The sequence below is a fragment of the Pseudoalteromonas sp. XI10 genome (assembly GCF_001469895.1).
GTDB lineage: Bacteria > Pseudomonadota > Gammaproteobacteria > Enterobacterales > Alteromonadaceae > Pseudoalteromonas.
Genome location: NZ_LOPY01000060.1, coordinates 47,759 through 72,238, shown reverse-complemented (window position 1 = coordinate 72,238; position 24,480 = coordinate 47,759). Strand labels below are relative to the sequence as shown.

At 39.8% G+C, this 24,480-nt stretch carries 24 protein-coding genes; 15 read left to right on the top strand and 9 right to left on the bottom strand.

Translation table 11 applies throughout. The features are described from left to right. Positions 1 to 333: 333 nt before the first annotated feature. The 3 genes from AUR67_RS17830 to AUR67_RS17820 form a co-directional block, all read right to left on the bottom strand. Positions 334 to 1,308: a transposase gene (locus tag AUR67_RS17830; protein ID WP_058586261.1), complete on the bottom strand. Its 975-nt coding sequence runs from the start codon at positions 1,306 to 1,308 to the stop codon at positions 334 to 336. Between the two features lie 315 nt (positions 1,309 to 1,623). Next, entirely contained in the window at positions 1,624 to 1,824 is a 201-nt protein-coding gene (locus AUR67_RS17825; RefSeq protein WP_058586260.1) for a hypothetical protein, read from the bottom strand. Positions 1,825 to 2,092: 268 nt separating this feature from the next. After that, complete coding sequence (locus tag AUR67_RS17820; protein ID WP_058586259.1) at positions 2,093 to 3,883, bottom strand: ATP-binding protein; 1,791 nt, start codon at positions 3,881 to 3,883, stop codon at positions 2,093 to 2,095. Between the two features lie 279 nt (positions 3,884 to 4,162). Here AUR67_RS17820 and AUR67_RS17815 point away from each other — a divergent pair, with 279 nt between their 5' ends. From AUR67_RS17815 to AUR67_RS17780, 8 genes are all read left to right on the top strand, one after another. After that, complete coding sequence (locus tag AUR67_RS17815; protein WP_058586258.1) at positions 4,163 to 4,462, top strand: hypothetical protein; 300 nt, start codon at positions 4,163 to 4,165, stop codon at positions 4,460 to 4,462. Positions 4,463 to 4,649: 187 nt separating this feature from the next. Beyond that, the gene (locus AUR67_RS17810; RefSeq protein WP_058586257.1) at positions 4,650 to 5,495 is read left to right on the top strand and encodes an HDOD domain-containing protein; all 846 of its coding nucleotides are present in this window, start codon (positions 4,650 to 4,652) and stop codon (positions 5,493 to 5,495) included. 142 nt (positions 5,496 to 5,637) lie between these two features. Continuing rightward, positions 5,638 to 6,603, top strand: coding sequence for a hypothetical protein (locus AUR67_RS17805; protein ID WP_235591857.1), 966 nt, complete (start codon positions 5,638 to 5,640; stop codon positions 6,601 to 6,603). A gap of 14 nt (positions 6,604 to 6,617) precedes the next feature. Further along, positions 6,618 to 7,031: a MerR family DNA-binding transcriptional regulator gene (locus tag AUR67_RS17800; RefSeq protein ID WP_058586256.1), complete on the top strand. Its 414-nt coding sequence runs from the start codon at positions 6,618 to 6,620 to the stop codon at positions 7,029 to 7,031. A gap of 62 nt (positions 7,032 to 7,093) precedes the next feature. Beyond that, the gene (locus tag AUR67_RS17795) at positions 7,094 to 8,323 is read left to right on the top strand and encodes an NADH:flavin oxidoreductase/NADH oxidase family protein (protein ID WP_058586255.1); all 1,230 of its coding nucleotides are present in this window, start codon (positions 7,094 to 7,096) and stop codon (positions 8,321 to 8,323) included. Between the two features lie 56 nt (positions 8,324 to 8,379). Further along, entirely contained in the window at positions 8,380 to 9,102 is a 723-nt protein-coding gene (locus AUR67_RS17790; RefSeq protein WP_058586254.1) for an SIMPL domain-containing protein, read from the top strand. A 3-nt stretch (positions 9,103 to 9,105) separates the two neighbouring features. Then, entirely contained in the window at positions 9,106 to 9,855 is a 750-nt protein-coding gene (locus tag AUR67_RS17785) for a hypothetical protein (protein WP_058586253.1), read from the top strand. Between the two features lie 64 nt (positions 9,856 to 9,919). Beyond that, entirely contained in the window at positions 9,920 to 10,153 is a 234-nt protein-coding gene (locus AUR67_RS17780) for a hypothetical protein (RefSeq protein WP_058586252.1), read from the top strand. Here AUR67_RS17780 and AUR67_RS17775 read toward each other — a convergent pair. The 3 genes from AUR67_RS17775 to AUR67_RS17765 are packed head-to-tail and all read right to left on the bottom strand — an operon-like array spanning position 10,150 to position 14,135. Further along, positions 10,150 to 10,530, bottom strand: a complete 381-nt coding sequence (locus AUR67_RS17775) for a diacylglycerol kinase (RefSeq protein ID WP_058586251.1) — start codon at positions 10,528 to 10,530, stop codon at positions 10,150 to 10,152. The two genes, AUR67_RS17780 and AUR67_RS17775, sit on opposite strands and share 4 nt — an antisense overlap. A gap of 32 nt (positions 10,531 to 10,562) precedes the next feature. Beyond that, complete coding sequence (locus AUR67_RS17770; RefSeq protein WP_058586250.1) at positions 10,563 to 12,176, bottom strand: phosphoethanolamine transferase; 1,614 nt, start codon at positions 12,174 to 12,176, stop codon at positions 10,563 to 10,565. 15 nt (positions 12,177 to 12,191) lie between these two features. Further along, complete coding sequence (locus AUR67_RS17765; protein ID WP_082665668.1) at positions 12,192 to 14,135, bottom strand: LTA synthase family protein; 1,944 nt, start codon at positions 14,133 to 14,135, stop codon at positions 12,192 to 12,194. A gap of 175 nt (positions 14,136 to 14,310) precedes the next feature. Between AUR67_RS17765 and AUR67_RS17760 the strand changes: the two genes are divergently transcribed. From AUR67_RS17760 to AUR67_RS17745, 4 genes are all read left to right on the top strand, one after another. Next, complete coding sequence (locus AUR67_RS17760) at positions 14,311 to 14,985, top strand: response regulator transcription factor (RefSeq protein ID WP_058586249.1); 675 nt, start codon at positions 14,311 to 14,313, stop codon at positions 14,983 to 14,985. Continuing rightward, positions 14,985 to 16,394, top strand: coding sequence for a sensor histidine kinase (locus AUR67_RS17755; RefSeq protein WP_058586248.1), 1,410 nt, complete (start codon positions 14,985 to 14,987; stop codon positions 16,392 to 16,394). Before AUR67_RS17760 ends, AUR67_RS17755 begins: the two co-directional genes overlap by 1 nt. Before the next feature lie 75 nt (positions 16,395 to 16,469). Further along, the gene (locus tag AUR67_RS17750; protein WP_054553751.1) at positions 16,470 to 16,658 is read left to right on the top strand and encodes a DUF3185 family protein; all 189 of its coding nucleotides are present in this window, start codon (positions 16,470 to 16,472) and stop codon (positions 16,656 to 16,658) included. Positions 16,659 to 16,724: 66 nt separating this feature from the next. Next, a complete protein-coding gene (locus tag AUR67_RS17745; protein ID WP_058586247.1) occupies positions 16,725 to 18,899 on the top strand; it encodes an exonuclease domain-containing protein in 2,175 nt (724 codons plus the stop codon). A gap of 40 nt (positions 18,900 to 18,939) precedes the next feature. On the opposite strand, the gene queC is transcribed toward AUR67_RS17745, so the two are convergent. Further along, complete coding sequence (gene queC / locus AUR67_RS17740; protein ID WP_228074481.1) at positions 18,940 to 19,620, bottom strand: 7-cyano-7-deazaguanine synthase QueC; 681 nt, start codon at positions 19,618 to 19,620, stop codon at positions 18,940 to 18,942. A 122-nt stretch (positions 19,621 to 19,742) separates the two neighbouring features. Between queC and queE the strand changes: the two genes are divergently transcribed. Next, positions 19,743 to 20,408 carry a 7-carboxy-7-deazaguanine synthase QueE gene (gene queE, locus AUR67_RS17735; RefSeq protein ID WP_058586245.1) on the top strand — a complete coding sequence of 222 codons (666 nt, stop codon included), beginning with the start codon at positions 19,743 to 19,745 and terminating at the stop codon, positions 20,406 to 20,408. Between the two features lie 177 nt (positions 20,409 to 20,585). On the opposite strand, the gene bcp is transcribed toward queE, so the two are convergent. Further along, the gene (gene bcp / locus AUR67_RS17730; RefSeq protein WP_058586244.1) at positions 20,586 to 21,065 is read right to left on the bottom strand and encodes a thioredoxin-dependent thiol peroxidase; all 480 of its coding nucleotides are present in this window, start codon (positions 21,063 to 21,065) and stop codon (positions 20,586 to 20,588) included. 10 nt (positions 21,066 to 21,075) lie between these two features. Beyond that, positions 21,076 to 21,609 (bottom strand): glycine cleavage system protein R, encoded by a 534-nt coding sequence (locus tag AUR67_RS17725; RefSeq protein ID WP_054553746.1) that lies wholly within the window; start codon positions 21,607 to 21,609, stop codon positions 21,076 to 21,078. 368 nt (positions 21,610 to 21,977) lie between these two features. Between AUR67_RS17725 and bamC the strand changes: the two genes are divergently transcribed. Continuing rightward, positions 21,978 to 23,039 carry an outer membrane protein assembly factor BamC gene (bamC, locus tag AUR67_RS17720; protein WP_058586243.1) on the top strand — a complete coding sequence of 354 codons (1,062 nt, stop codon included), beginning with the start codon at positions 21,978 to 21,980 and terminating at the stop codon, positions 23,037 to 23,039. Between the two features lie 71 nt (positions 23,040 to 23,110). Then, positions 23,111 to 24,478, top strand: coding sequence for a YjiH family protein (locus AUR67_RS17715; RefSeq protein WP_054563596.1), 1,368 nt, complete (start codon positions 23,111 to 23,113; stop codon positions 24,476 to 24,478). Positions 24,479 to 24,480: the final 2 nt, after the last annotated feature.

Sequence of the window (24,480 nt, the reverse complement as noted above, 5' to 3'; positions counted from 1 at the left end):
CTATAGGGTTAATTAGACACCCACATTAAAAAAGAGTTACCTAGACACCCACATTAAAAATGTGAACTTCGTTTTTATGTACATGATTGATTTGAAAAAGACACTGTTAGTCAGGTACAGGTTATAAAAACTATTAAGACACCCACTATAGTAAATATTCTTAATAGCAAGCTCTAAAAGCGACTTGCTTAGTCATTCTAAATTAATCTACTCAATTGGTTTGTACATAGAATGTTATGTCTTTATGATTCAGTAGTGATTGTTTGACTAGTGCCTTATTTCTGGCAAGCTTAGTCCAAATGCAGGCTACTTTAAACATTTTCGAGTTTCGGTTTAGGCAAATAGTGCACGACTAGTGCTAATAGAGCTTCTTCGTTTTCGTTTCATGTGATTTGCATAAGCAGTTATTGCTTGCTCTTTACCTGCAGTATTTTTAAATGAGCGGGTAAAGGAAGTGGTGAGTGTGAGCCAGTTGTCAGTACAAATACCTAGTCTTTCAAGTATTGGTAACGCATCTTCTGGGATTTTCCCTGGCTTATCTTGTCGTATTGAACGGCCTGTCCAATCTACAAGTTGCAGATATGTCTTGAGTTCAAATGGTAGTCCCTTAGGCATATGTTTTCGTGGTTTACCTGCAAAGCGCATAAGTGATTTTGGTTGCTTATTATTTTGAGCTGCATTAAATCTAGATTTAATACTGGTGTAGTCAGATTGCTCAGGTAAATAAGCCGCTTTAGCTCTTACTGGGTTTAAATCAACATAAGCAAGGCAAGCGGCAAGTGCTGCTTCATCAAGTAAAGCTTGTGATTTAAAGCGACCTTCCCAGAACCGTCCTTTGCACTCATCTTCTTGATTCGCTTTTCGTGCAATACCCTCGTTAAGAACTCGCATAAACCAACTAATGCTGCTGAGCCGTTCTCGATATAAATTTACTCTGATATTAACCGCAGCGAGCTCAGCTTGTGTTAGCAATTCGCCATTTAAGAACCGTTGGCAAAGGAAAGTACTTTTGAATAACTTGTGCCATCTAATAAGAATCGCTTTATTATTTAGACGCTTAGCTTTTGGTGTATCAATGTGCAGGACTAGATGAGTGTGATTACTCATAACCGCGTAGGCACAAATATCAATACAAAATATCCTGCCAAGTTGAAGTAGTTTCTTTTCAACCCAATCGCGCCGGTGTTCATATGAACGACCCGTTAGTGGATCTTTTCCGCACAAATAAGCACGACGAACGCAGCGTGAAATACAATGGTAGTAAGGTGTATTTGAAATGCTAATTAAGTTTCTACGTGGGGTTGCCATGCTCTTCTCCTCCATGAGTTGAACAATTTAAGTTTAGTCATAATTTTGAGAAGTGAGAAATTGTAAGTTGGGTGTCTAGTTAGAGGTTGTTTTGATTATAGGTTTACTCTGTGGAGTAATAGAAATTAAGATGGGTGTCTTATATTTACAATTAAATGTATACGTATTCACAATGCGGTTACACAGTCGATTAAGTAGCAATATAACGCTTAATTATAGTTGGATGGGGGCTAAATACTTAAATGATTAAATAGGGTGGGGAAATTTGTAAAACGACAGCAAGAAAAAGCTAAGCTGTCGTTTAAATATGCCGAGCTAGGCTGAAATCATAAAAGTAGATTTACTGGCATCCCAGCTGATCAGTTTTTTAATTTCTAGCTCTTTTATAATGGTTAGTAATTCAGAGTCACTTAGGCAGCAGCCTTGTTTTAATGTATCGAGTGATATCTCTTTATTACGGCTATGAAGCTTAGAGGCCAACATAATACGGTAGATTAATTTTGACTTACGGTTCATAACGCATCTCCTCCACATTTTTGTTGATAGCATTTTAGTTGCTACTTGGTTTTATAATTAGGTGTAATGTGTACTGATGATTTTTTCGACTATGAGGGATCTTTTTAGTTAAGTCAATCAAAAAAGAACAAGATTTGTACAGCGCTATGGATGAGGGTGTTAGCAGTAAAATATAACTTCAACCAATTGAAAATATTAAATAATTTTTTAAATTTGGTATATTTTCAAATAATTAAAAATCAGTGGGTTATTACTTTTCAACAATAATTTAATCCACCAGTTCGTCGCGGCTAACAGCAATAACATCATGCAGTGCCTTAAATAGTAAATGCTTTTCAATGGGTTTGCCTACGTGGCCATTAAAACCACAGTTCATGTATTCGATGATATTTTCTTTCATCACGTTGGCAGTTAAAGCAATAACAGGCACCTTTTTATCAATACTACGAATATGTGAGCAGGCTTCGATTCCCCCCATAGTTGGCATTTGTATATCCATTAAAACTAAAATGGGACTGAGTTGTTTAAATAGCTCGACTGCTTCAGCACCATCTTTTGCAAAATGAAGATCTGCGTTGGTTTCTGCTAGCATCGACTTGATGATCATAGTATTGAGCGGGTTATCTTCAGCAATCAATAGTGTTTTAGCCGATAAGTCAGGTGTGGTTACATCCGTAAAGCTATCATTTAAGTGTTGCTTTTCAGAGACTTTGAGCGGTAAATAAACAGTGAAATGAGTACCTTTACCGAGTGCGCTGTCTACATCAATACTGCCTTTCATACGGTTAATGAGATTCGCGGTGATCGACATTCCTAACCCTGTCCCGCCAAAACGCCGCGTTATGCTGTTATCTGCTTGCTGAAAACGGTTAAACAGATGCATTAAACCCTCTTTGCTCATACCAATGCCGGTATCAATTACTTCTATCTCAACACCTTGCTTTTGGCTTTGCGAAGATTTATTAATCTTTACTTGCACACTTCCTTGCTCAGTAAACTTAACGGCGTTAGAAACCAGGTTTAAAATAATTTGCCGAACTCGAACAGGGTCTCCTATCCATAAATCTTCAACGTCATCGTCTATATCTATGTTTAATTCAATTGCTTTTTCGTTACAAAGCGGCAGAAAATCAGAATTGATTGACTCAACGACCTTCGACATCGAAAAGTCCACCTGTTCAATTGAAAGCTCGTTCGCCTCCATTTTCGAAAAATCTAAAATATCGTTGATAATGGTAAGGAGTGATCGACAAGAAAACAGCGCCTTAGAAACAACTTCTATATTCTTCGGTTTTTGAATATTTGGTTGCAAAACTTGCAACAGCCCCATAATGCCATTAAGTGGGGTGCGTATTTCATGGCTCATATTGGCTAAAAATTCTGATTTTATTCTCGCTCCTTCTACCGCACGCTCAGTGAGCTCAATCTGTTGTTTATATGAGTTTGATAGCTTTCTAAAGTAAATAAGCAATATGCTGGTGAGCAATATAATCGTTAATACATGCACGATGTAAGCAATTTGAAAGTTTTCATCAATAGCAATGCTTTTATTTTGGAGTATCGAGTTTACATGTTGCTCAAAAGCGGCAAGTGCCTTTAAAGCGGCTGTGTCATCTACTTTTACTGTAGAGTCTATTTGCTCGCTTGTCGCGCCATCAGCAATCATCTTTAAAGCAATATCAACTTTATCTTCATATTCAATAACCGTTTTTTTAACGTCAGTAAGTGCAGTTTTGTCGTATTCTTTTATTGCGCCAAGTTTGGCAAGGAGCTCTTTTATTTCGGTGAGTTCACTTTCAATGGGCGGTAGGTATAGGTCTGTATTTTTTCTGAGCACTAGGTTTTTAAAATGGTGAATAAAGCCACCATAACCAAGTCTTTGAATGAGCTTGTCGTGAAGTACATAAACGTGTGCGGCGGTTTTTGAATAGTCATGCCATTGTGAGTCGACATTTTTGTAAAAGAACAATGAGGTAATAGTGAGCGACGTTACTAATGCAATCACGATAATGGCATTCACTTTCAACTTGTTTTTAGTTTGCTGCAGTGCTTTTGTCATCAGTTTACGGCACCTATCTTGTTGTTATTTTAAGCATAGCGCATTTTTATTTGTTCACATAAGAAAGGGGGTCAATTCAGAATGACTTTTTATGAGGATAATAAAAAATCTTAACAACTAAGGTAAAAATAACTTAAAGCGAATAATAAGCTCTTTATAAAAAAGTTTGGAATCAATTGCACTGTACTTTTTTCGTACTTGTTGTATCTTAAGTTGGTACGCAATTTTTATGATTTAATTGAGTGTAAGCCACACTCATTGTTAGGTGGAGTAAAGGATATGCACGCGCAAACAGTCAAAGAATCAGCAGCAACTATTCAATCGGGTGTCGCAAAAGCGGATGGTAAGCTTTTAGTTACTGAACAAGAGGTTGTTTTTGAACCGTTTAATAAAGAGTTAGGCTTAGGTCCATACACACTTTCACGAGCGCACATCAATAACGTTGATAAGTGTTCAGGTAAAGGCGCGGGGATTTTGCCAATTACGACTGATGGAATTCGCATTACTTTAAATAACAACGATGTATTTGAGTTCATTTTAGCAAACCCAGATGAGTGGCTTAGCGTACTTGCTCACTAAGCAAATCTTCAAAAAAACGGCATATAATGGCAACTTGCCATAATGTGCCGTGTTAGCTTTTCATTAATTAATTTCCTTTCTTCGCAACACATTGATCTCAAACAATACTAAGGCAAAGTTCTTAGGGTATTTTACCCATCTAAACTATTAAATTGCTCGTTGCTTATTAACGGAGGCTCTTGGGCAAATGATCAACTTAGATGAACAACGCCTAGTTTCGCTTGAACGCGGTTTTCATATTCCACCTAAACCAGAACTATTGAGCCAAATTGCTGATGAAATGCAAAAATCGGATGCAAGCTTAGATAAAATAGCTCAGCTAATATCAAGAGACATCAGTCTTTCAGCTTTATTATTAAAAACAATAAACAGCCCAGTGTTTGGCTTACAACGCACCATTAGTGATATACGCCAAGCGGCGATGTTTTTAGGGTTAGATCAGCTTAACCAGTTGGTAACTTTGGCGCTACTTAAGCAAAATTTTAAAGGCAATGCCTGTATTAGTTTAGAGCGCTTTTGGGATGAGTCAGTTGAAGTTGCGAATGCCTGTGTGCAGCTTGGTAACAGTTATAAGTCATTAATGCCAGTGGACGAGCTTTATTCATTAGGGCTTTTTCATAATGTCGGTATAGCTGCAATGGCATTAAAATTTAAAGATTATGTTGAGGTTCTTAAGCAAGCAAATTTAGCTAAAGAGTATGCGATTACCGACCTAGAACAGGCTCGTTATCAGTGCGATCATGCGGTGATTGGCTATTTTATCTCGGTATCTTGGCACCTACCTAAGCCACTTTGTCACGTTATTTTAAATCATCATAACACGCACTTTTTAGAGCAAAACAATGATGAACAGCAGCGTATGGCGTACGCGATCTTAAAATGTGCAGAAAGTGCTGTGGACTATGCCCGTCACCAACAATATTCAAGTGAGTGGTTCAAAATTAAAGAGCTGTGCTTTGCTGAGCTAGGTATTGTTGACCAAGACTTTGCAGATATGGTCGAAGATTACGTCGACAATGCGATGGCAAGTTAAAGCCGATTAGTTTTTATTTCCTATCATCTTAACTTCGATGAGTTTGCGAGTGGTGAGTTATCATCACTCGCTTTTTTATCTTGACCTTAAAGTGAGCTTTAAAGTTAGAGTTTTTGTATCTTAATGACTAACGAGGTGCAAAATGACAACTATCAAAAACCTAATCTTATTGCTTGCATTACTAACAACAAGTTACGTAGAAAGCGCTACTAAAACAATTGAGCTGGCAGGCGAAAAAGTGCCTGTTGTTAAAGGTGGTTTGTATGACCAATATCGCTCTAACCCCCCATTATCAGTGATAGCTGAGCAGGCTCCCGATGTTGATTTGTCATGGTTTAAAACCATAAAAAAGCAAAAAGTAGACATGGGCTTTGAGTCTTACTCACCAAATTTTTACTATAAAAACAGTAAAATTACCGCTGTATTTAGCGCTGATCTCGATATGTTAACGTCATTGATCCCAGCCAGTGTTTTAGAGCATGTTGAGCCAATAAGTTTATGGCCAGGGCGAGGGTTGGTTGCAATAACGGCTTATGCTTATCATTACTGCGATAATGATACATACAACGAGCTAGCCATTTCAGTGATCACCACCAAGCCAGGTTCGTGGAATTTAGGCGCTATTTCGTTACTTAATAACCAATGGAATGATGACTTTTGGGGTGTTGTTTTAAAGCTACCCGTTGATACAGAGCTTGCGAGAGTGCGTGGTGTGGTGGGCTATAATCTACCTAAATGGACCACTAAAATTAGCTATAAAAATACCCCTAAGACACTGACGTTTTCATTGTTTGATAATGCCACCAATCAGCCTGATGTGATCATCACAGGTAAAAAGCTAAGCGATGAATCAACCGATGAGAAGTTTGTTCGAAATAGTTTTATGAATCACAATCAACAAGGGCAGTTAACAACGGGCTATGCGGATAATCGATATTTACGCTATGCATCAAGCACATCTGATGAAGATGTAAGCCTTGAGCTGCATCAGGGAGAATTATCACAGTTTATTCGCTCACTTGATTTAGGCAGTATGATCAAATATGAGTACGTACCTGATTTTCAAAGTGCGTTATATGCACCAACATACTTTAAAGCTAAACCCTAGACAGGAGTTACACAATGAAAATAGGTGAGCTTGCAAAACGAACGGGTCTCAGCGCATCTAAAATTCGTTTTTATGAGGATATTGGCTTACTTAAAATGGTTGAGCGTAAAGCAAATGGCTATCGCTCGTACCCTAAGGAGGCTGAAGTCGCTTTAAACTTGATAGTTAGTGGGCAACAAGCCGGTTTTAGCTTAGATGAATTAAAAGCGCTATTACCGGCGGATTTATCTGGTTGGCAGCATGCTCAACTTATTGATGCATTAAAACAAAAAGTGATGGATATCGAGCAATTACAAGCCAAGTTAGCCGAAAATAAACAGCGCTTAACTGAGATCCTCACAGAAATAGATGCAAAACCAGATGATATGGATTGTGCAGACAATGCTAAACGAGTTCTGACACAAATGGGGTTAAAAAATAACAAATAGCTATTGACCTTAAAGTTTACTTTAAGCTTATAGTTTTGACATTCCCAACTATGGAGACTGTTATGACCTTATTTTCTGAGCTTAAATTACCAAATGGTTCTGTTATTCCGAATCGTGTTGCAAAAGCCGCAATGGAAGAAAACTTAGCTGATGCAAACTTACTCCCGTCAACTCAGCTTTTTAACTTGTATAAAGCCTGGGCTGACGGTGGTGTAGGGCTCATTATTTCGGGCAATGTTATGGTTGATAGTAAAGCGATGACAGGCCCAGGTGGAGTGGTATTAGAAAATGATAAACACCTAGCTGTATTTCAGCAGTGGGCAAAAATAGGGCAGGCAAATGGTGGTCAGTTCTGGCTGCAAATTAATCATCCTGGCCGACAAATGCCAGCAAGTTTGCAGCAGCAAACATGGGCGCCTTCAGCTGTGGAAATGGACATGGGTAAAATGTCGAGTTACTTCACGGCCCCTAAAGCGATGGATGAAGCCAAAATTCAAGACATCATCACACGGTTTGTAAATACTGCGACATTAGCCGAAAAGGCTGGTTTCTCTGGTGTTGAAGTGCACGCGGCACATGGCTATTTATTAAGCCAGTTTTTATCTCCTTTAACTAACAAGCGAAGTGACCAATGGGGTGGTAGCCTTGCAAATCGCGCTCGATTATTAATTGAAATTGTTAAGCAAATTAAAGCCGCAACGAGCGAGCATTTTGCGGTTGCGGTAAAACTAAATTCAGCTGATTTTCAACGCGGCGGCTTCAGTCTTGAGGATGCTAAGCAAGTGGTTGCTATGCTGGGTGAGTTAAATGTTGATTTAGTAGAGCTTTCCGGTGGTAGTTATGAAGCGCCAGCAATGCAAGGTAGTGCAAGGGATGGCAGAACGTTGGCTCGCGAAGCTTACTTTTTAGAGTTTGCAAAAGAAATTCGTCAAATTGCGAAAATGCCGATTATGATCACAGGTGGTATTAAACGTAAATCAGTGGCAGATCAGGTAATGGCAGAAGGCGTCGATATGGTCGGTATTGCAACGGCTCTTGCAATTGAGCCAGCATTAGTTAATAAGTGGCGAAATGGCTCACATGTTACACCAGAACTTGCGGCGATAACTTGGAAGAATAAACCACTTGCCTCGCTTGCGAATATGGCAATGGTAAAGTATCAATTAACGCGTTTAAGTAAGAACAAACAGGCAAATCCTAACGTTTGGCCAATCTGGGCGTTCATAAAGCAACAAATTAATGATGTATTTAGAGTAAAGAGGTACCTAAAATTTATCCGCAGTAACGGCTGAACTGAGTGTACATTTTTGCTCAGGCAAGGCATCATAGCCTTTTCTAGGGGGAGGTTATGATGCTTAAATCTTTGTTACCACTGGTTTTATGTACCAGCTCTGCAATGGCTGCAACAAGTCTGCCAGATAATCGCCATATTGTTGTTAAAGGTGAGGCTGTTGTGCGTACCGCCCCCGACAGGGCTGATATCACGTTAGAGTTTGAAGCAGTTAAAGCTGAAAGTGTGCAGGCTAAGCAGCAAGTCGATGCGCAAGTAAATGAACTCCTGGCGGGCTTAAATAATTTCTCTATAGACGAAAAAAGTATCTCTGCGGGTCGAATTTTCGTAGAGCCGAACATGCGCTATGACGAAAACGATAACCATGTTAAAGATGGTTTTCGAGCCACGCGTAAGGTCAAAGTCAGCCTTAAACAACTCTCTCTTTTGGACCGATTTTTAAATTTTGCCCTTAAAGTGGGCGTCAATCAAATCGAGCAAATTCAACTTTTATCAACCAAAGCTTCAGATTACGAGCAAGCCGCTCTTGATAAAGCAGTAGCGAATGCCAAACAGCAGGGAAGTAGCCTTGCTAGCGCATTCGAAGCGAAACTTGGTCGGGTGTATAGTATTCAATCGCAAGAGGTAGGTAGTCACTTTGGCTATGGTAGCAACACAAATATTGAACGAATCATGGTAACGGGCTCACGTATTAATACCGTACCAGAAGGTAAGTATTTACAAGAATCGATTACCTTCAGAGCAAGTGTCAATGTTGTGTTTGATTTGGTAGTAGAGTAATTGATGAAATTTTTAAAGCACAGCGTTTATCTATTCATTTTGTTGATGGCATTCAGTAGTTTTGCCGCAACAAAACACATAAAAATTGTCAAACCTGTGGTTGCGGCATTTAAGGCAGGTGATAAAGCTGCCATTGCCAAGCGAGTGCATTATCCCCTGCAGCGTAAAGAGCCGCTGCAAGCAATTGAAAATGAGCAAATGCTTATAGAGAACTTTGAGCAAGTTTTTGATAAAGAGTTTGTCGAAAAAATCGTGAACTCAAACGTTCGCCATGATTGGGAAATGATGGGTTGGCGCGGCATCATGTTTGATTCAGGCAAATTGTGGTTAGACTTTGATGGCTCTATTTGGGCTGTGCCTTATGAATCAGAGGCAGAAAAAGCACGACGCGAAGCACTGATTGACGAACAAAAACAAGCATTACATAAAAGCCTCCGTGAATTTACAAAGCCAATATTAACGTGGCAAACAAAACAGCATTTAATTCGTATCGATGAACTGGCTGATAATCAGTACCGTTATGCAGCATGGGGTATTGAGCAATCTATGCAAGATGAGCCAAGCCTTGTGATCACCGGCGGTACGTTAAGTTTTGATGGCAGTGGGGGCAATCATTTTTATACCTTTACTAACAACGGTTATCGTTATGTCTGTCATGTTACCGTGCTTGGTACTGAGCACTCACCAACAGGGCTTTTAGAGGTATTTAAAAATAATGTACAGATATTGTCTGAGCCTGCTTTAAATTTTTAAGGCGTTTTCATTATTTTGAACTACACTTATCCTTTCTAAGGAGCCTCGTATAAAGGAGTAAGTTGTGGGTACAAAATTTTGGATATTAAGAACCACTAAAGTTTTTACGCTGGTGGCAATTTTGTTATTTATGGTGGAAATTCTAAAAGGTCACGAGACAATGAGTGCATTAGGCTTTGCGCTACTTTGGTCATTTATTGCAACGGCCATTTTTATCGCAACCCGTTTATATCATTCATCAAAAGGCCGTGATTGTGCACTTTGTAATGACACCCCAGATGATAAAAAAGCGAGTTAGCTTAGGTTATTAACAAACACGCCGCCCCATACCAATGCACAAATCGTTAGAGCAATCAGTACGGCTGCGGATCCTAAGTCTTTAGCTAGGCCTGATAATGGATGAATTTCAAGGCCTATTCGGTCTATGGCGGCTTCAATTGCCGTATTGACGACTTCAGCAAACATCACAAATAGCACTGATACAAGCAGCATAATTTTCTCATACAGGCTAATCTGCCATACAAAAACCACTGCTATGGCAAGCACCAACAGTATCAGCTCTTGTTTAAAAGCAGACTCATGCTTTGCTAACCACGTGAATGCTCGTTGGGAGTTTTTGAATGCAAGGCGAATACGTTTAATACCAATGGGTTTATTAGTGCTGTCAAATTGCATAGAATGAAACCTCTATTTCGTTAGCTTTGTGTTCAGCAAGCATTAAAGATATCTTGCTCTGGGTGATATTCAGTGCTTTGTACATGGGTTAAGCCAAGTAGGGTGTCAAAAATGTTATCGTGCGAAAAAGCATGGTTACGCTGCTGTTCGATACATTGATTAAAGCGGGTATCGGCGAGTTTATTACTCCAAAACAGCATAGGCACTTGGGTTTGCTCTTTAGGCGCTAACGCATACGGGAAGCCATGTAAGTACAAACCTTTTTCACCTAGTGATTCACCGTGATCAGAAACATACAGTAGGGCTTTGTCATCCGCCTGACTGTTTTGCAGTAAATTAATAAGTTTACTGAGCACTAGGTCGGTATAAGCAATGGTATTATCATAGGTATTGGTAAGTTGCTCACTGCTACAGTTTTGGATATCGCTACGTGGGCAATCAGGCAAAAATTTACTGTCTTTTTCTGGATAGCGGCGATAGTAGGTTGGGCCATGTGAACCAATCATATGTAACACCACTAGTTGGTGTTTCGCATGACTTTTGGCAAGCTTTGCAGCTAACTCTTCAACCAGTACTTCATCAAAGCAATAGCGTCCGTCACAAAGTGGGTTGCTCTTTGTTGGTTCTACTGTTTTTGAGTTTACCCGCACGCAAACCCCTTTACAGCTGCTATTGTTATCAATCCACGTTACTTCTACACCACTTCGTTGAATGATATCTAGGGCATTTTCTTGGCTTTGCGCGATGCGTGAATCATAGTGATTGCGATCTAAGCGCGAGAACATACAAGGCACAGAAATGGCCGTTGCGGTGCCACATGAACTAACATCAGTGAAATATTTAACGCCAAGTTTAGGGGTATATTGATTAGTCGGCTTGTCGTAACCTTGCAGTGAAAAGTTTGCTGCACGCGCTGTTTCACCTACCACCATAATCGTCAGTGAACTTTGTTGCTTAGCTAATAGGTGCGGTGTTTTATCTAAGACTTTAAAAGGTAAAGGTGGATAAAAATAATTATCGCGCAGGTACTTATAACCCGCAGTGTAAAATGCAAAGGGGGTAATGTAGCTGGTTAATTGACGATTATTACGCCCTACAGAGGCGTAATCTTTATAAAAAGGAACGGCAATAACAGCTACAGCAATAAACGCTGTAACGTTAAGAAGCGCAAAGCTTTTAAGACGAACACGAAAATTTCCGACAATTTTAAAGCGAGAAAACAAGTAAGCAGGCAGTACGCCTAGCGCAGTAATAAAAGCGATAACTTGTACATTAAGGTATGAAAACGCCTCACCTGAATGTGTCTCTAAGATATTTTGCAGCATGCTTTTATCAAAGATAACACCGTAATTTAAGGTTGCATAAAACAACAACGATGAAACCACGACGCTTGTTAAAAGCACGGGTTTAACAAAGGTGATTAGCGATAACCAACTCAACACCATTGCCGTCAGTGCTAATAATAAAAACGGTACGCTTGCTATAAATAACCAATTGATATGTTCAGGTTTGCTGGCTGCTTCAAGCATGTTAAATAAAAACAGGCCATTAAATGCAATAACTAAGTACAACGACACCAGCCAGACAAATTGGCTGTAGCTAACGTGCCATTTTTTAGTAAGGAGTTGTTTAATTTGCATGCTCATAATCATTCCTCATCGCTACGATTTATTTGGTAAGCGATACAGCTGTTCGGTATAAGCTAAATTGCTAAATAAGACGTGTGCTAAGGCTTTTTTGGCAAGTTCAACGCTGCTATCTGTGTTATCGATGGCAACTTGCGTTTTACTTGTAGGGTCATAGCGCCAATAGCTCACTTTTTGGTTTGGCATCAGGATCACGGCTTCACCATTTTCTACGTAAGCAAAGTTGTCGTAGTACTGCATCATGGCGCGCTCAACAGGGTATTGTTGGGTTAAATCATAACCAAGCATGGGGGTTGCTTGCTCAACACCTAATAACGACAATAAAGTAACAGGTAAATCAATTTGGCTGACTAAGCGAGTATCGCGCTTTGCATCCATATCACTATTTAGGATCACAGCTGGGATGTGGAAAGATTTAAGCGGCACAGGCTCTGAACCAAACACGCGTACATCATGATCCGCAACCACTAAAAAGACGGTGTCTTGCCAGTAATCTTGCGTTTTTGCTTTTGCGATGAATTTACCGAGTGCATAGTCTGCATACTTGATTGCTAGATCGCGTTTGTAGTTTTCTGGGTCGTGGCCTTCAGGCAGTGTTACTTTACCCTCTGGAATATCGAATGGGTCGTGGTTACTTGAGGTAAACACAAGGCTGAAAAATGGTTTGCCTGATTTATTTAGCTCACTTAGCTCTATATCAGCTTGATTGAACAAGTCTTCGTCGCTTGCTCCCCAAGATGAGATAAACTCAGGGTTTTGCATGTCATTAATATCGACAATATTGCTAAAGCCATTCCCTAAGAAAAAGCTTTTCATATTATCGAAATGACTTTCACCGCCATAAATAAACTGGGTGGTATAGCCTGCGCGGCTTAATACATCAGCAAGTGAGAAAAAGTTACGCTGAGATTTAGAAAGTTTGACCACCGAGCGAGAAGGAGAAGGGGTAAACCCGGTTGTTACCGCTTCGATACCGCGAACTGAGCGTGTGCCAGTGGCGTATAAGTTATCAAACCCCCAGCCTTGTTGATAAAGCTTATCTAGTTCAGGAGTCACACCAATGCCACTTAGTTCACCAACAAAGCGTGCGCCTAAGCTTTCTTCTAAAATGATCACTAAATTCTTTTGTTTGCCTGTGTTAAAAGGTGTGTTGTTTGCAAGGGTAGGAATACTCTCAGTGATAAACTGCTGTTTATAGGCTGCTTGCTTTACTGTTTGTAAAATCTCATCACGTGGCATGGTACCGTATAAACTACTGGCATTTTTTTCATTACCCATATTCTTAATCGCAAATGCAACACTGTAAGTTGAATTAAGGGCCAAGGAGTTAACTAGTGAGTCACTTGAAAAGTACACTAATGCAGGGTTTAACGGGCGATGGCTTACAGTGCCTCTTGCGCTAATTAAGCAAACTAATAAAGTCGTAACGAGTATCACCATTTGGCTAACCGTTTTAGCATTTTGCTGCTTGCTAAATGCTGCACTTATAAAACGATACGCAAACACACAACTAAGCGTTGCAATAATTAAGGTGCTTATCATGGCAAATAGGTGGCCATGTAATAGCATAGAAAAGACTTCTTGAGGGTAGTCTAGGTATTCGACAAATAAACGATTTGGCCGCACATCGTACTGGGTAATAAACGCGGGAGTCGAAGCCTCTACAACCACGATTAAAGCCACAACTATGCTGCTATAAAAAGTAAAAACATGCTGAAATAAAGCGGTTTTGCTGCGCAAAAGTACATCAAAGAGTAACATTAAAACAGCCAAGGCTGACAAGTAGCCTAAGCTGCTTAAGTCGACTCTTAAGCCGCCCAATAAAACGGCTAGGCTATCGCCATCAGCTAACCTTTGTTGTTGCCATACAAGCAAGACAATTCTCGACAGTATAAATACTGACATTGAAATTAATGAAAAACGGAACAAAGGTTTTAAAACAGAGAGTTTTGTTGTCATAGTCGTACTTACTTAATCGAAACTACGGCAATACTAGGAATCGAAACTTAAGAAATCCTTATGGTAATCTTAATATTTTCTAAACTAGAAAAACTTCAGTAAATCTTAAGTGAACCTTAAGATTCAAAGCGTAAGCTGGTGACGCTAAAGCGGTTTTCACCTAAATGAGTAACATATGAAATTGTTGATTATAGAAGATTCGGTGTCATTAAGACGTAGTCTACGAATTGGCCTTGAGAATCTTGGTTTTACTATTGATGAAACCGGCGATGGCGCTGAAGGGTTGAGTATGGCAATGACAGGTGAGTACGAATTAATCATACTCGACATTATGTTACCCAGTATTGATGGCATTACGTTATTACAAACCATAAGAGCAAAACAGCTCGACGTGCGAGTGCTTATTTTATCTGCCAAGCAAGAACCAGAAGATAGAGTGAAAGGGCTACTCACCGGGGCCGATGATTACCTGACCAAACCGTTTTCGTTTGATGAGCTGCATGCAAGGTTGTTAAATTTAATGCGTCGCGGCGGCCTGAAAACAATCAGTGATGTGATCCGCATTGATATCTTGGCTTTAAACTTACAATTAAAACTTTTGCAAGTTAACGACACCGTTATCGATTTAACCCCTAACGAATATAAAATAGTTGAGTGCTTGTTTAGTAATCAAAATAAAGTGATCACAGCTGAAAAGTTAAGTACCTATATTGCTGGGCAATATGACTTAGTTTCAAAAAACTCCATTGAAGCACATTTATCATCGGCGCGTAAAAAGGTGAGGGCAGCAGGTAGCGAGTTACCTATTCAAACTAAGCGTGGTTTTGGTTATATCATTCAAGGAAAATAATGAAATCAATTCGCAGTAAGTTAGTAACCACATTATCGATTACTATAACTGGGCTAGTGCTGAGTATTTTAGTTGCTACCGATATCGCCGTTGATAGTTGGATTGATAACGAATTTAATCGTGGCTTGAAATCAAAAGCCGGCATGCTTATGTCATTGATTGATATTGACGAAGAAGAAATTGATTTTGATTTTTCAGGGCAATTCATGCCTGAGTTTTCTGGCAGTATAGAAACTGAGTATTTTCAAATTTGGTCGCAGTCTGGGGTTTTTGCGCGTTCAGAAAGCTTGCATCTTTTCTCACAAAAGAATCTACCTCTAGAGAAAATAAAGCTTGGCGAGACAAAAATCATCAATACTGAGTTACCTGATGGTCGCAATGGCCGGGTTATTTATACTCGCTTTATACCGCCTTTAGACCTAGACGATGATGAAGACTTTATTGAGGGCGTTAACACCTCTTTGCAACAACCCATAACCTTAGCTTATGCGGCTTCATCAGAAGAAGTTGACTTTGTTTTATGGCTCATCGACGTTATTTTTGTTGTTTCTACTGTGTCAGTAATCGTATTTATTCGTCTATTTGTGCGTAAATCGGTCGACAGCTCTTTAGCGCCGCTGAATAAACTAAACCGGGATATGAGCCGGCTCAGTATCGCTGATAAAAATGCCGTGATAACAATAAAAGAGCCTGTTAAAGAGCTGCAACCCATTGTTGATAGCTTAAATGCTTTTATACAAGAAAACCGCCAGCTTTATTTTCGTGAAAAACGCTTAACCTCAGATATTGCTCATGAGTTAAAAACGCCGATTGCTGAGCTTATTAATATGGCTGAAGTGGCTATTCGGTTCCCAAATGAAAAAGAGTTTGAGGCAGACTTTAAACCCGAAGTGCTAAAAATCAGCCAGCGTTTAAAGAGCATTGTGTCGAACTTATTACTACTGCATAAGTACAGTGATGAAGCACTGCCTAAGCAAGATGCATGCGATTTAAATCAGGTTATTTTACGTACCTTAGAAAAACATGATTTAGAGCGAATTAAGTTTGAGTTTCAAGATGATATTCCTGCCATTGTCAGTAATTTATTTGCCCTTGAATCAATCATCACCAACCTTGTAAATAACGCCAAGCAATATAGCCCTGATAAGAGCGTTGTAACTATAAGCACGCTACTGAATAAAGAGAATAAGTTGCAATTCTCTGTTATGAATGAGTTACAAGTACCCTTAACAGAAGACGATATAAGCCAGTTATTTGATCCACTCTGGCAAAAAGACAGTGCCAGAACCTCTAATGATAACTTTGGGTTAGGCTTATCTATTGCCAAAGCGTTAAGTAAAGCAATTGACGCTGAACTTCAGGTGTCGTTAAGTGGGCAAAACATAACCTTTAGTTTGATTATTTCTTAAGGCTTTGCAGGCGTTTAATATGTGTGCAACACTGAGGTTATCAAAAAGAAATTAATAACAATAAGGAACAACACGATGGGAAAAATTATAGGTATTGCTTTAATCGTTATTGGTGTGGCGCTAGCCGTATGGGGATATAACGTGTATGACTCTGCAAGTGCGCAAATTAGCCGCACGTTTAGTGGTGATACACCAATTGAAGCTTGGCTCGGTATGGTCGGGGGCGCAATTTGCGCAATTGTGGGTATTTTAAAAGTTAAATAACCGCAAACATTGAAATCAATTAGCTAATACCTGATACTGTATTTATATACAGTGTCGGGTTTGGCTATGAAAACACAACTACCAGCAAAATATTATTTAAGTCACTTCTTTGAGCTTGCTGAATTTATTCAAGCTCAGTGCATGCATCTGCTTTTTGAAGAGCAGCAGTTATTTCTTGAAAAACTCCTTCAGCTTGATGAGCAAAGTTTATGTACTTTGCTGCGTATTTATTCTCGAAAGCCAAAAATCATCGCGTTGTCATCATTAAATTATGAAGAGATCCCTAATCTGCACGGTGCTATTTTTAAGCTAAAACAGCAAGGGCTGGTGGCACATCCTAACAGCGACGAATTAGATCTATTACTTGAGCATTTAACCAAACCAACCCTGTTAACCTTATTAGCGAATGATGAGTTAATGGCGACTTATCCTGATTACAAAAAGTCAGCCAGTAAACAGCGCTTGACCCAACTGTGTAAAGAGCATATTGATCGCAACCACAGTGAATTAGAGTCGTTGTTAAGTCAGTTCGTGGTCAATAGCCGCAGTCAGTTTTATGAATACTTTGAGTTTTTACATAGCGGCCGACTAAGTGGCGGTGATATCAATCATCAAAATCGTTTTGTGATGCGTGATTTGGGAATAGCAAAAGTACGTGGTGATGTTAGTGAGAGCATATCGCGTTTTCAAACACTAGCCGAAGCACAAACGCATTACCGATTAAATAAGCTGCGAATGCAGTTCAAAGAATGCGAGTCAGAATCACAGTATCAAAACTTAGCCCAAGCGCTTTTAGCCATTAGCTGCGAAGATGAATTAGCCCAGAGTATCAAAAACAAATTACTGATCCGCTTATATAAGCAGCTAAAAGATCATGATTTAGCGTTTGCATTTGAATTACTTGAGCACTGTGAAGGGAGCAGTGAAGCGCAAGAGCTGGCAATTCGCCAGCGTTACAAACAAGGTGAAAAAAGCTGGGTGGAACAAAAGCTTGAGCAAGTTATTCAAGACCCACTTGATGATGGCATTTTGTATTTTGCAGAGGATTTTTTACAGCGTAAATATAATAAGCAACAACGCTCACGCCTAACACAAATGCTCATCGATACAGAGCATCAATTAGAGGTTGATGACATTTATCGTGGCGATGTAGAGCAAGGGGTGTGTGAGCATTATCAACAGCTTGGTAATACGGTATTTTTTACCGAGAATAATCTTTGGTTGAGCTTCTTCACCTTAACGTTTTGGCAAGAACTCTTTATAGAGACCCCGCACCCGCCGTGTAATGAATTTGATCTTTATCCAAAGGTGTTGCTGGCTGATTGTTTTTACACAGAGCAACAAACACAAATTGAGCAAAAGCTTGCCAAATTCACTAGCAATGAAGCCTTATATAAATATGTTTGCAAAAACGTAGGGCAGTTTTATGAAGCGCCTAACGCTATGTTTATCTGGCACAGCGATATGTTAGAGCCGCTAGAGGTATTAATAAAACACAGCCCGCTTGCAAATTTAAAAGCGCATTTATTGCAAATGACAAAAACCTTTAAGCAGCTCAAAGATGGCTACCCAGACTTGATGGTGCTTAAAGGGGATAAGCTCACCTTTGAAGAAGTGAAAGCCCCTGGTGACAAACTAAGACGTAATCAACTTGTCAGCATTGAAGTGTTAAAACAGCATGGCTTTGCAGTGAATATCGTTGCGGTAAATTGGTTTAATGATCCGAATCGTATTTATAGTGTGGTGGATATAGAAACCACCGGCGGCGTACAAGGTAATAATAAAATTACCGAAATTGCGGTTGTGCAGTTACAAGCGGGCGAAGTAATCAAGCAATGGGCGAGCTTAATCAATCCCGAGCGCAGTATACCTGCTTTTATCACCAAGTTGACGGGGATAAACGCCGCTATGGTACGTGATGCACCACGCTTTGAAGAGGTTGCAGATACACTGCGCTCACTATTAAAAGGCAGTGTGTTTGTTGCCCATAATGTAAATTTTGATTACAGCTTTATTCGCAAAGAATACGCTGCACTTGGGCAGGGCTTTAAAATGCCAAAGCTATGTACCGTAGTTGAATCACGCAAGGCATTTCCAAAGCTTAAGTCATATTCGCTCGGGAACTTAGCGGCACATTTTGAATTGAATTTAACGAATCATCATAGAGCGTTAGCCGATGCAACTGCCACAGCAGAACTGTTAAATCTGATTCAACAAACACAATCAAAAAAGGCGAGTTAAACTCGCCTTTTAAACTTAATCTGCCCAATTTTAAAAAAGGTTATTCGTATTCGATAGGGTCAGTAACGTTATTTAAAGCAAAGGCTTCTAAGCGCTCTTGGCAGGCGCCACATTTACCACAGGCTTTATCGCGGCCGTTGTAACAGGTCCATGTTTGGCTGTAATCAAGACCCATTTTTAAACCGTCTGTCAAAATGTCGATTTTGGTATTGTTTAAGTATGGGCTGAAAATTTCAACAGCGTCGTAATTGGCAATACGGCAAACATCATCCATTTTTTGTACGAACTCAGGGCGACAGTCCGGGTAAATAGCGTGATCGCCTGAATGGGCACCGTAATAAACTTTACTAGCTTTTAAAGACACCGCATAACCTACAGCAAGTGATAGTAAAATCATGTTGCGGTTAGGCACAATTGTGCTTTTCATGCTTTCTTCTTCGTAGTGACCTTCTGGTACTTCGATATCATCAGTTAGTGATGAGCCACCAATCAACTGGTTGATCGCTGAAATATCAACAATCTTGTGAGAAACACCTAAGTTTTCACATACTTGAGCAGCTACTTTAAGCTCTTTAACATGACGCTGGCCGTAGTCGAAAGACAGGGCATATACTTCGTGGCCTTGTTGCAGGGCTTTATTTAATACGGTAAATGAGTCCATACCGCCGGAATAAATCACAACTACTTTTTGCGTCATATCTGTTTTGCTCTTACTTTTGATAGAGGTTTACTTCAGGGCGCGATATACTACACGGCTCGGGCCTAAATAACAATTTTTGCGCGTGTTTTTGGTTTTTTTGATGGTATGTATTTTATACCGTTGCGTCGTAAGTGAGATGTCTTTTGTACAAAATTAACGAAGTGTTTGAAACAATTCAAGGTGAAGCGAGTTTTACGGGTACACCTTCAATCTTTTTACGTTTACAAGGCTGCCCTGTGGGTTGTGCTTGGTGTGATACAAAACAAACATGGGACGTTGATAATGTGTATAAAGTGTCACTTGATGACACCGTTGAGAAAAAAGCAGACTCAGATCATTGGGCAGAAGCAACTGCGGAGCAAGTGTTAGCGCTATTTATAGAGCGTGGCTACAACGCAAAGCATGTGGTGATCACTGGTGGTGAGCCTTGCATGTATGACCTAAATCCAGTGTGTGAATTATTACACGCAAATGGCTATTCGACTCAAATTGAAACTAGCGGTACATTTGAAGTTTTAGTCCCTGAGCAGACATGGGTGACTGTATCACCAAAAATTAATATGCGTGGTGGCTATAAAGTATTACGCAGTGCTATGCAACGCGCTGATGAAATTAAACACCCAGTGGCAATGCAAAAGCATGTGGAAGAGCTCGAAGATTTATTCTTAAAAACGGGTGTGAATCCACGTTTAGTGTATCTGCAACCAATTAGCCAAAAGACCTCAGCAACCAAACTTGCCATTGAAACTTGTATTGCAAAGAACTGGCGCTTATCGGTTCAAGTACATAAGTATTTAGGAATTAGCTAGGGTTTAGCCGTCAGCCGTCTGATTTGACCCCTATAAAGTAGACACGGGGTTTAGTATTTCCAGTTAAAAACAAAAAAGCGTTGCACCATGGCAACGCTTTTTTACTATGTTCTCGTAACTCGTAACTCGTAACTCGTAACTCGTAACTCGTAACTCGTAACTCGTAACTCGTAACTATCAACTCTGCGCTAAATAGTCCAACACCACCTGATGATGGTCTTTGGTTTTGAACTTATCAAACACATGTTTGATTTTGCCGTCTTGGCCTACAAGGAAGCTAATACGATGAATTCCTTCGTATTCTTTACCCATAAACTTCTTGTAACCCCAAATACCAAAAGCATCAGCAATTGCGTGATCTTCGTCGGCTAGTAAATCAAAGTTAAGCTCTTTTTTGGTTTCAAAGTTCTTTAAACGCTTGATTGGATCTGGGCTGATCCCCACAACACGCGTATTTAATTTAGCAAGCTCAGCTTTTTCATCACGTAAGTTCTCTGCTTGTACAGTACAACCTGGTGTTGACGCTTTAGGGTAGAAATAAACCAGTACTTGCTGCTCTTTTAAAAGATCAGCTAGCACGATAGTTTCGTCATTCTGATTTTGTAAGCTAAAAGCAGGGGCTGTATCGCCTGCTTGTAATGGATTAATTGTTTTCATGCTTTGCTCCTTAGCGAATGCGTCTGAAAATATAATCTACGTTCAAACTACGAGAAAGATCTTCAAAGCTCACTTTAAAGTTATCAATATCGACTTCAACAGGAATATTAAACTCTAGTTCGCAGCGCATTTTAAGCTCGTCATCTTCATCGTAAGTGTCTGACTTAAGTGAACAAATGCTGATGTTGTTATCAGCAAAAAAGCGCGTAACTTTACTTAATGTTCCTGGTGTATCAATACCTGTGTATTCGAGGGTGTAACCGGCACAAAATTCACATGCAACATGACTTGCTGTGCGTTTCATCATGGTTAAAAGACCAAGCTCCATACCTTTAGTTGGCAATGTATGTTCAATACGGCTAATTGCCGACATATCACCTGCTAATAGCATGATAAAGGTAAATTCGTTGCCCAAAATAGCAATGCGACTGTCAATTATATTGCAATGGCAATCACTCACTAACTGAGTTAATTCGCTAACGATACCGGGTCTATCTTCGCCAATCGCAGTGAGCACTATCTGATGATTTGTAAAAGCAGTCATGGAATTTTAAATACCTAGTAAATAACAATACCAATGGATATAAGCTTAAATAAGCTTTGATTTCACGTGAGTTTAATACCGCACGGCGGCGAAGTTTAACATAATTTGCTCCGTTAACGATAGCGGCGATTAATTAAGCCGTGAATAAAGTGCGCTCTTTCTTGTTTTTAGGGGCATCAGAAAGTACCATAGTTAAAATTTTGCAAGGCGATAAGCAATCAAATACGTTACGCTAGCCCAATCTATTCGGGTTTTTTGCATAAAAACAATAAATGTAAAGTTAAAAGTGATTTTACAGTGAACCAAATCGGCATTACCCACTCATATATTTGTTAAAAAAATTAAGGGTTTGCTAAGGAGAAATATCTGTGCAGTATTGGATCTCAAAGGCGCTTGCTGTAAGCGTAATGGTAAGTTTAACAGGGTGCGGTGTTTTTACCGATGAAGCGCACCACAAACGCAATTATCGTGCTAACGAAGCGGTGAAAGCTCCAGCAGGATTAGCGCAACCAGCTCAAGATCCAACTTATAAAATGGATGTTGCGCAATACGACAACAATCCTGAAGCTAAAAACTATCGCCCGCCAGCGCAAGTAATTACCATTGCTCAAGGCACTTGGGTTGAAGAAGGTGACACAGAAGCACGTGTTTATTTTGATAAAAACGATGGTATCGAAGATTTAGATGTATTTATCTGGGACTCTATTAAAGCGGTTCTAGCTGAAAAAAATACCGCCGCTTTAAAAGAGGACAAAGCCTCTAATTCAATTGAAACAGGTTGGTATGCCATTATTAAACCTGAAGAAGGTTGGTTCTGGGAAACTGAAACTGAAGTATCTCAACAGCGCTTTATCTTCACAATTGAAGAAAAGTCGCATCAGCGTACAGCTTCGTTAACCTCTAAGCTTGCTGATTATAAAAGTGACTCAGTACCGTTAACACCATTACTACAGCAACAGCTTGAAGTTCGTGCGTTAAACCAAGTGATCGCAGAGTTTGATTACCGTTACCGTCAACTTGAAGTTGATATGCGTAAACAACAAGGCATTATTTCATTAGAAATGGGCTTTGATAACAAAGGTAATGCGGCACTGGTTACAGAGCAAGATTACAACATGGTGTTTGATCGTTTCTCAGGTTTCTTAGAACGCTTATCTTTCACTATCGTAGAGATTGACCAAGAGCGTGGTTTGATCACGGCTGATTACAAAAAGCCTGAGTCAAGCGTATGGGATTCAATTTGGGGCGAAGAATTATCTGAACTTCCAATTGAAGATGGCCAATACCAAATTCTTGTTAGCCGCACCAATGATGGCGGCACAAGTTTAACTTGGATGGACTCTGAAGGTTCGACATTAGAGCCTGGTACAATGAATGACCTCCAGCAAGCATTAGAAAATGCACTGCGTCAGCGCGGTATCAATATTTAATAATTAAAAAAGTTAAAACCACCACAAAAAGAGCTTAGCCGCTCTTTTTGTGGTTTTTACAGGTTGAAAATATGTCTAACTTAAACACAGCAAATCGCAGTGACTTGCGAACCTTGTTTACCTTTTTCGTTCCTTCACTTATAGGTGTCTTCTTGTTTATGACGCCGGTACCCATAGGTGAAGCAATGACCATTCCGATTGCTGTTATGGCAAAAGCAGTGCAAGAATGGATTGGTCCATTTGCACTGGGTTTAATTACCAGCATTGTTTGTATCACCGGTATTTTATCTTTAGTGATAAAGTTGTTTAAACCGCAGCCATTACTTAAGTTCTTTATAATTAAACATTTATTTGATGTTAGTTGGCTTTGGCTGAGTGTTCGATTACTGGGTATGGTGTTTATCGTTTTGACCTACACCAAACAAGGGCCAGAAATGATTATTTCCGGTAATACCGGTGCACTGGTTTTAAACGACTTGTTGCCAGTATTGTTTTCTGTGTTTGTTTTAGCGGGCTTACTATTACCATTATTATTAAACTTCGGCTTGTTAGAGCTAGTTGGTACCTTATTAACTAAAGTTATGCGCCCACTTTTTGGTGTGCCAGGGCGAAGTGCGGTTAACTGTGTGGCATCATGGTTAGGTGACGGCAGTGTGGGTATTTTGATGACCGCTCGTCAGTATGAAGACAAACATTATACACAACGCGAAGCGGCTATTATTGGTACGACTTTCTCAGCTGTATCAATTACCTTTTGTTTAGTTGTGATTGGCCAAGTGAAGCTTGAGCACCTTTTCGCACCGTTTTACTTAACAGTGTGTTTAGCAGGTTTAGCCGCAGCGCTAATTGTGCCTCGTTTACCACCGCTACGCTTTAAAAAAGACCTCTATGTAGATGGAACAGAGCCTGATAAAGACGCAGAATCAGTGCCTGAAGGTAAAACATTAGTTTCTCATTCACTTGATGTGGCACTTGCTAAAGCACGCACTGCACCAGGCTTTGCTGGTACAGTAAAAGAAGGCTTACATAACGCATTTGATATGGTATTTGCAGTATTACCTGTGGTTATGGCTGTAGGCACATTTGCCTTGATTATTGCTGAATATACGCCAATTTTTGAATATATGGGCAAACCGTTTGTACCATTCTTAGAGCTATTGCAAGTCCCAGAAGCTGAAGCTGCCGCACAAACAATTATGGTTGGCTTTGCTGATATGTTTATTCCGTCGATTCTTGCCGCTGGTAGTATCGAAAGTGATGTAACACGCTTTATCGTTGCTGCAATGAGTGTGACGCAATTGATTTATATGTCGGAAGTAGGTGCACTGCTTTTAGGTAGCAAAATCCCAGTTAATATTATTGAATTGTTCTTTATCTTTATTTTAAGAACCTTAGTAACATTACCGGTGATTGTCTTAATGGCACATTGGTTAGTGTAAAC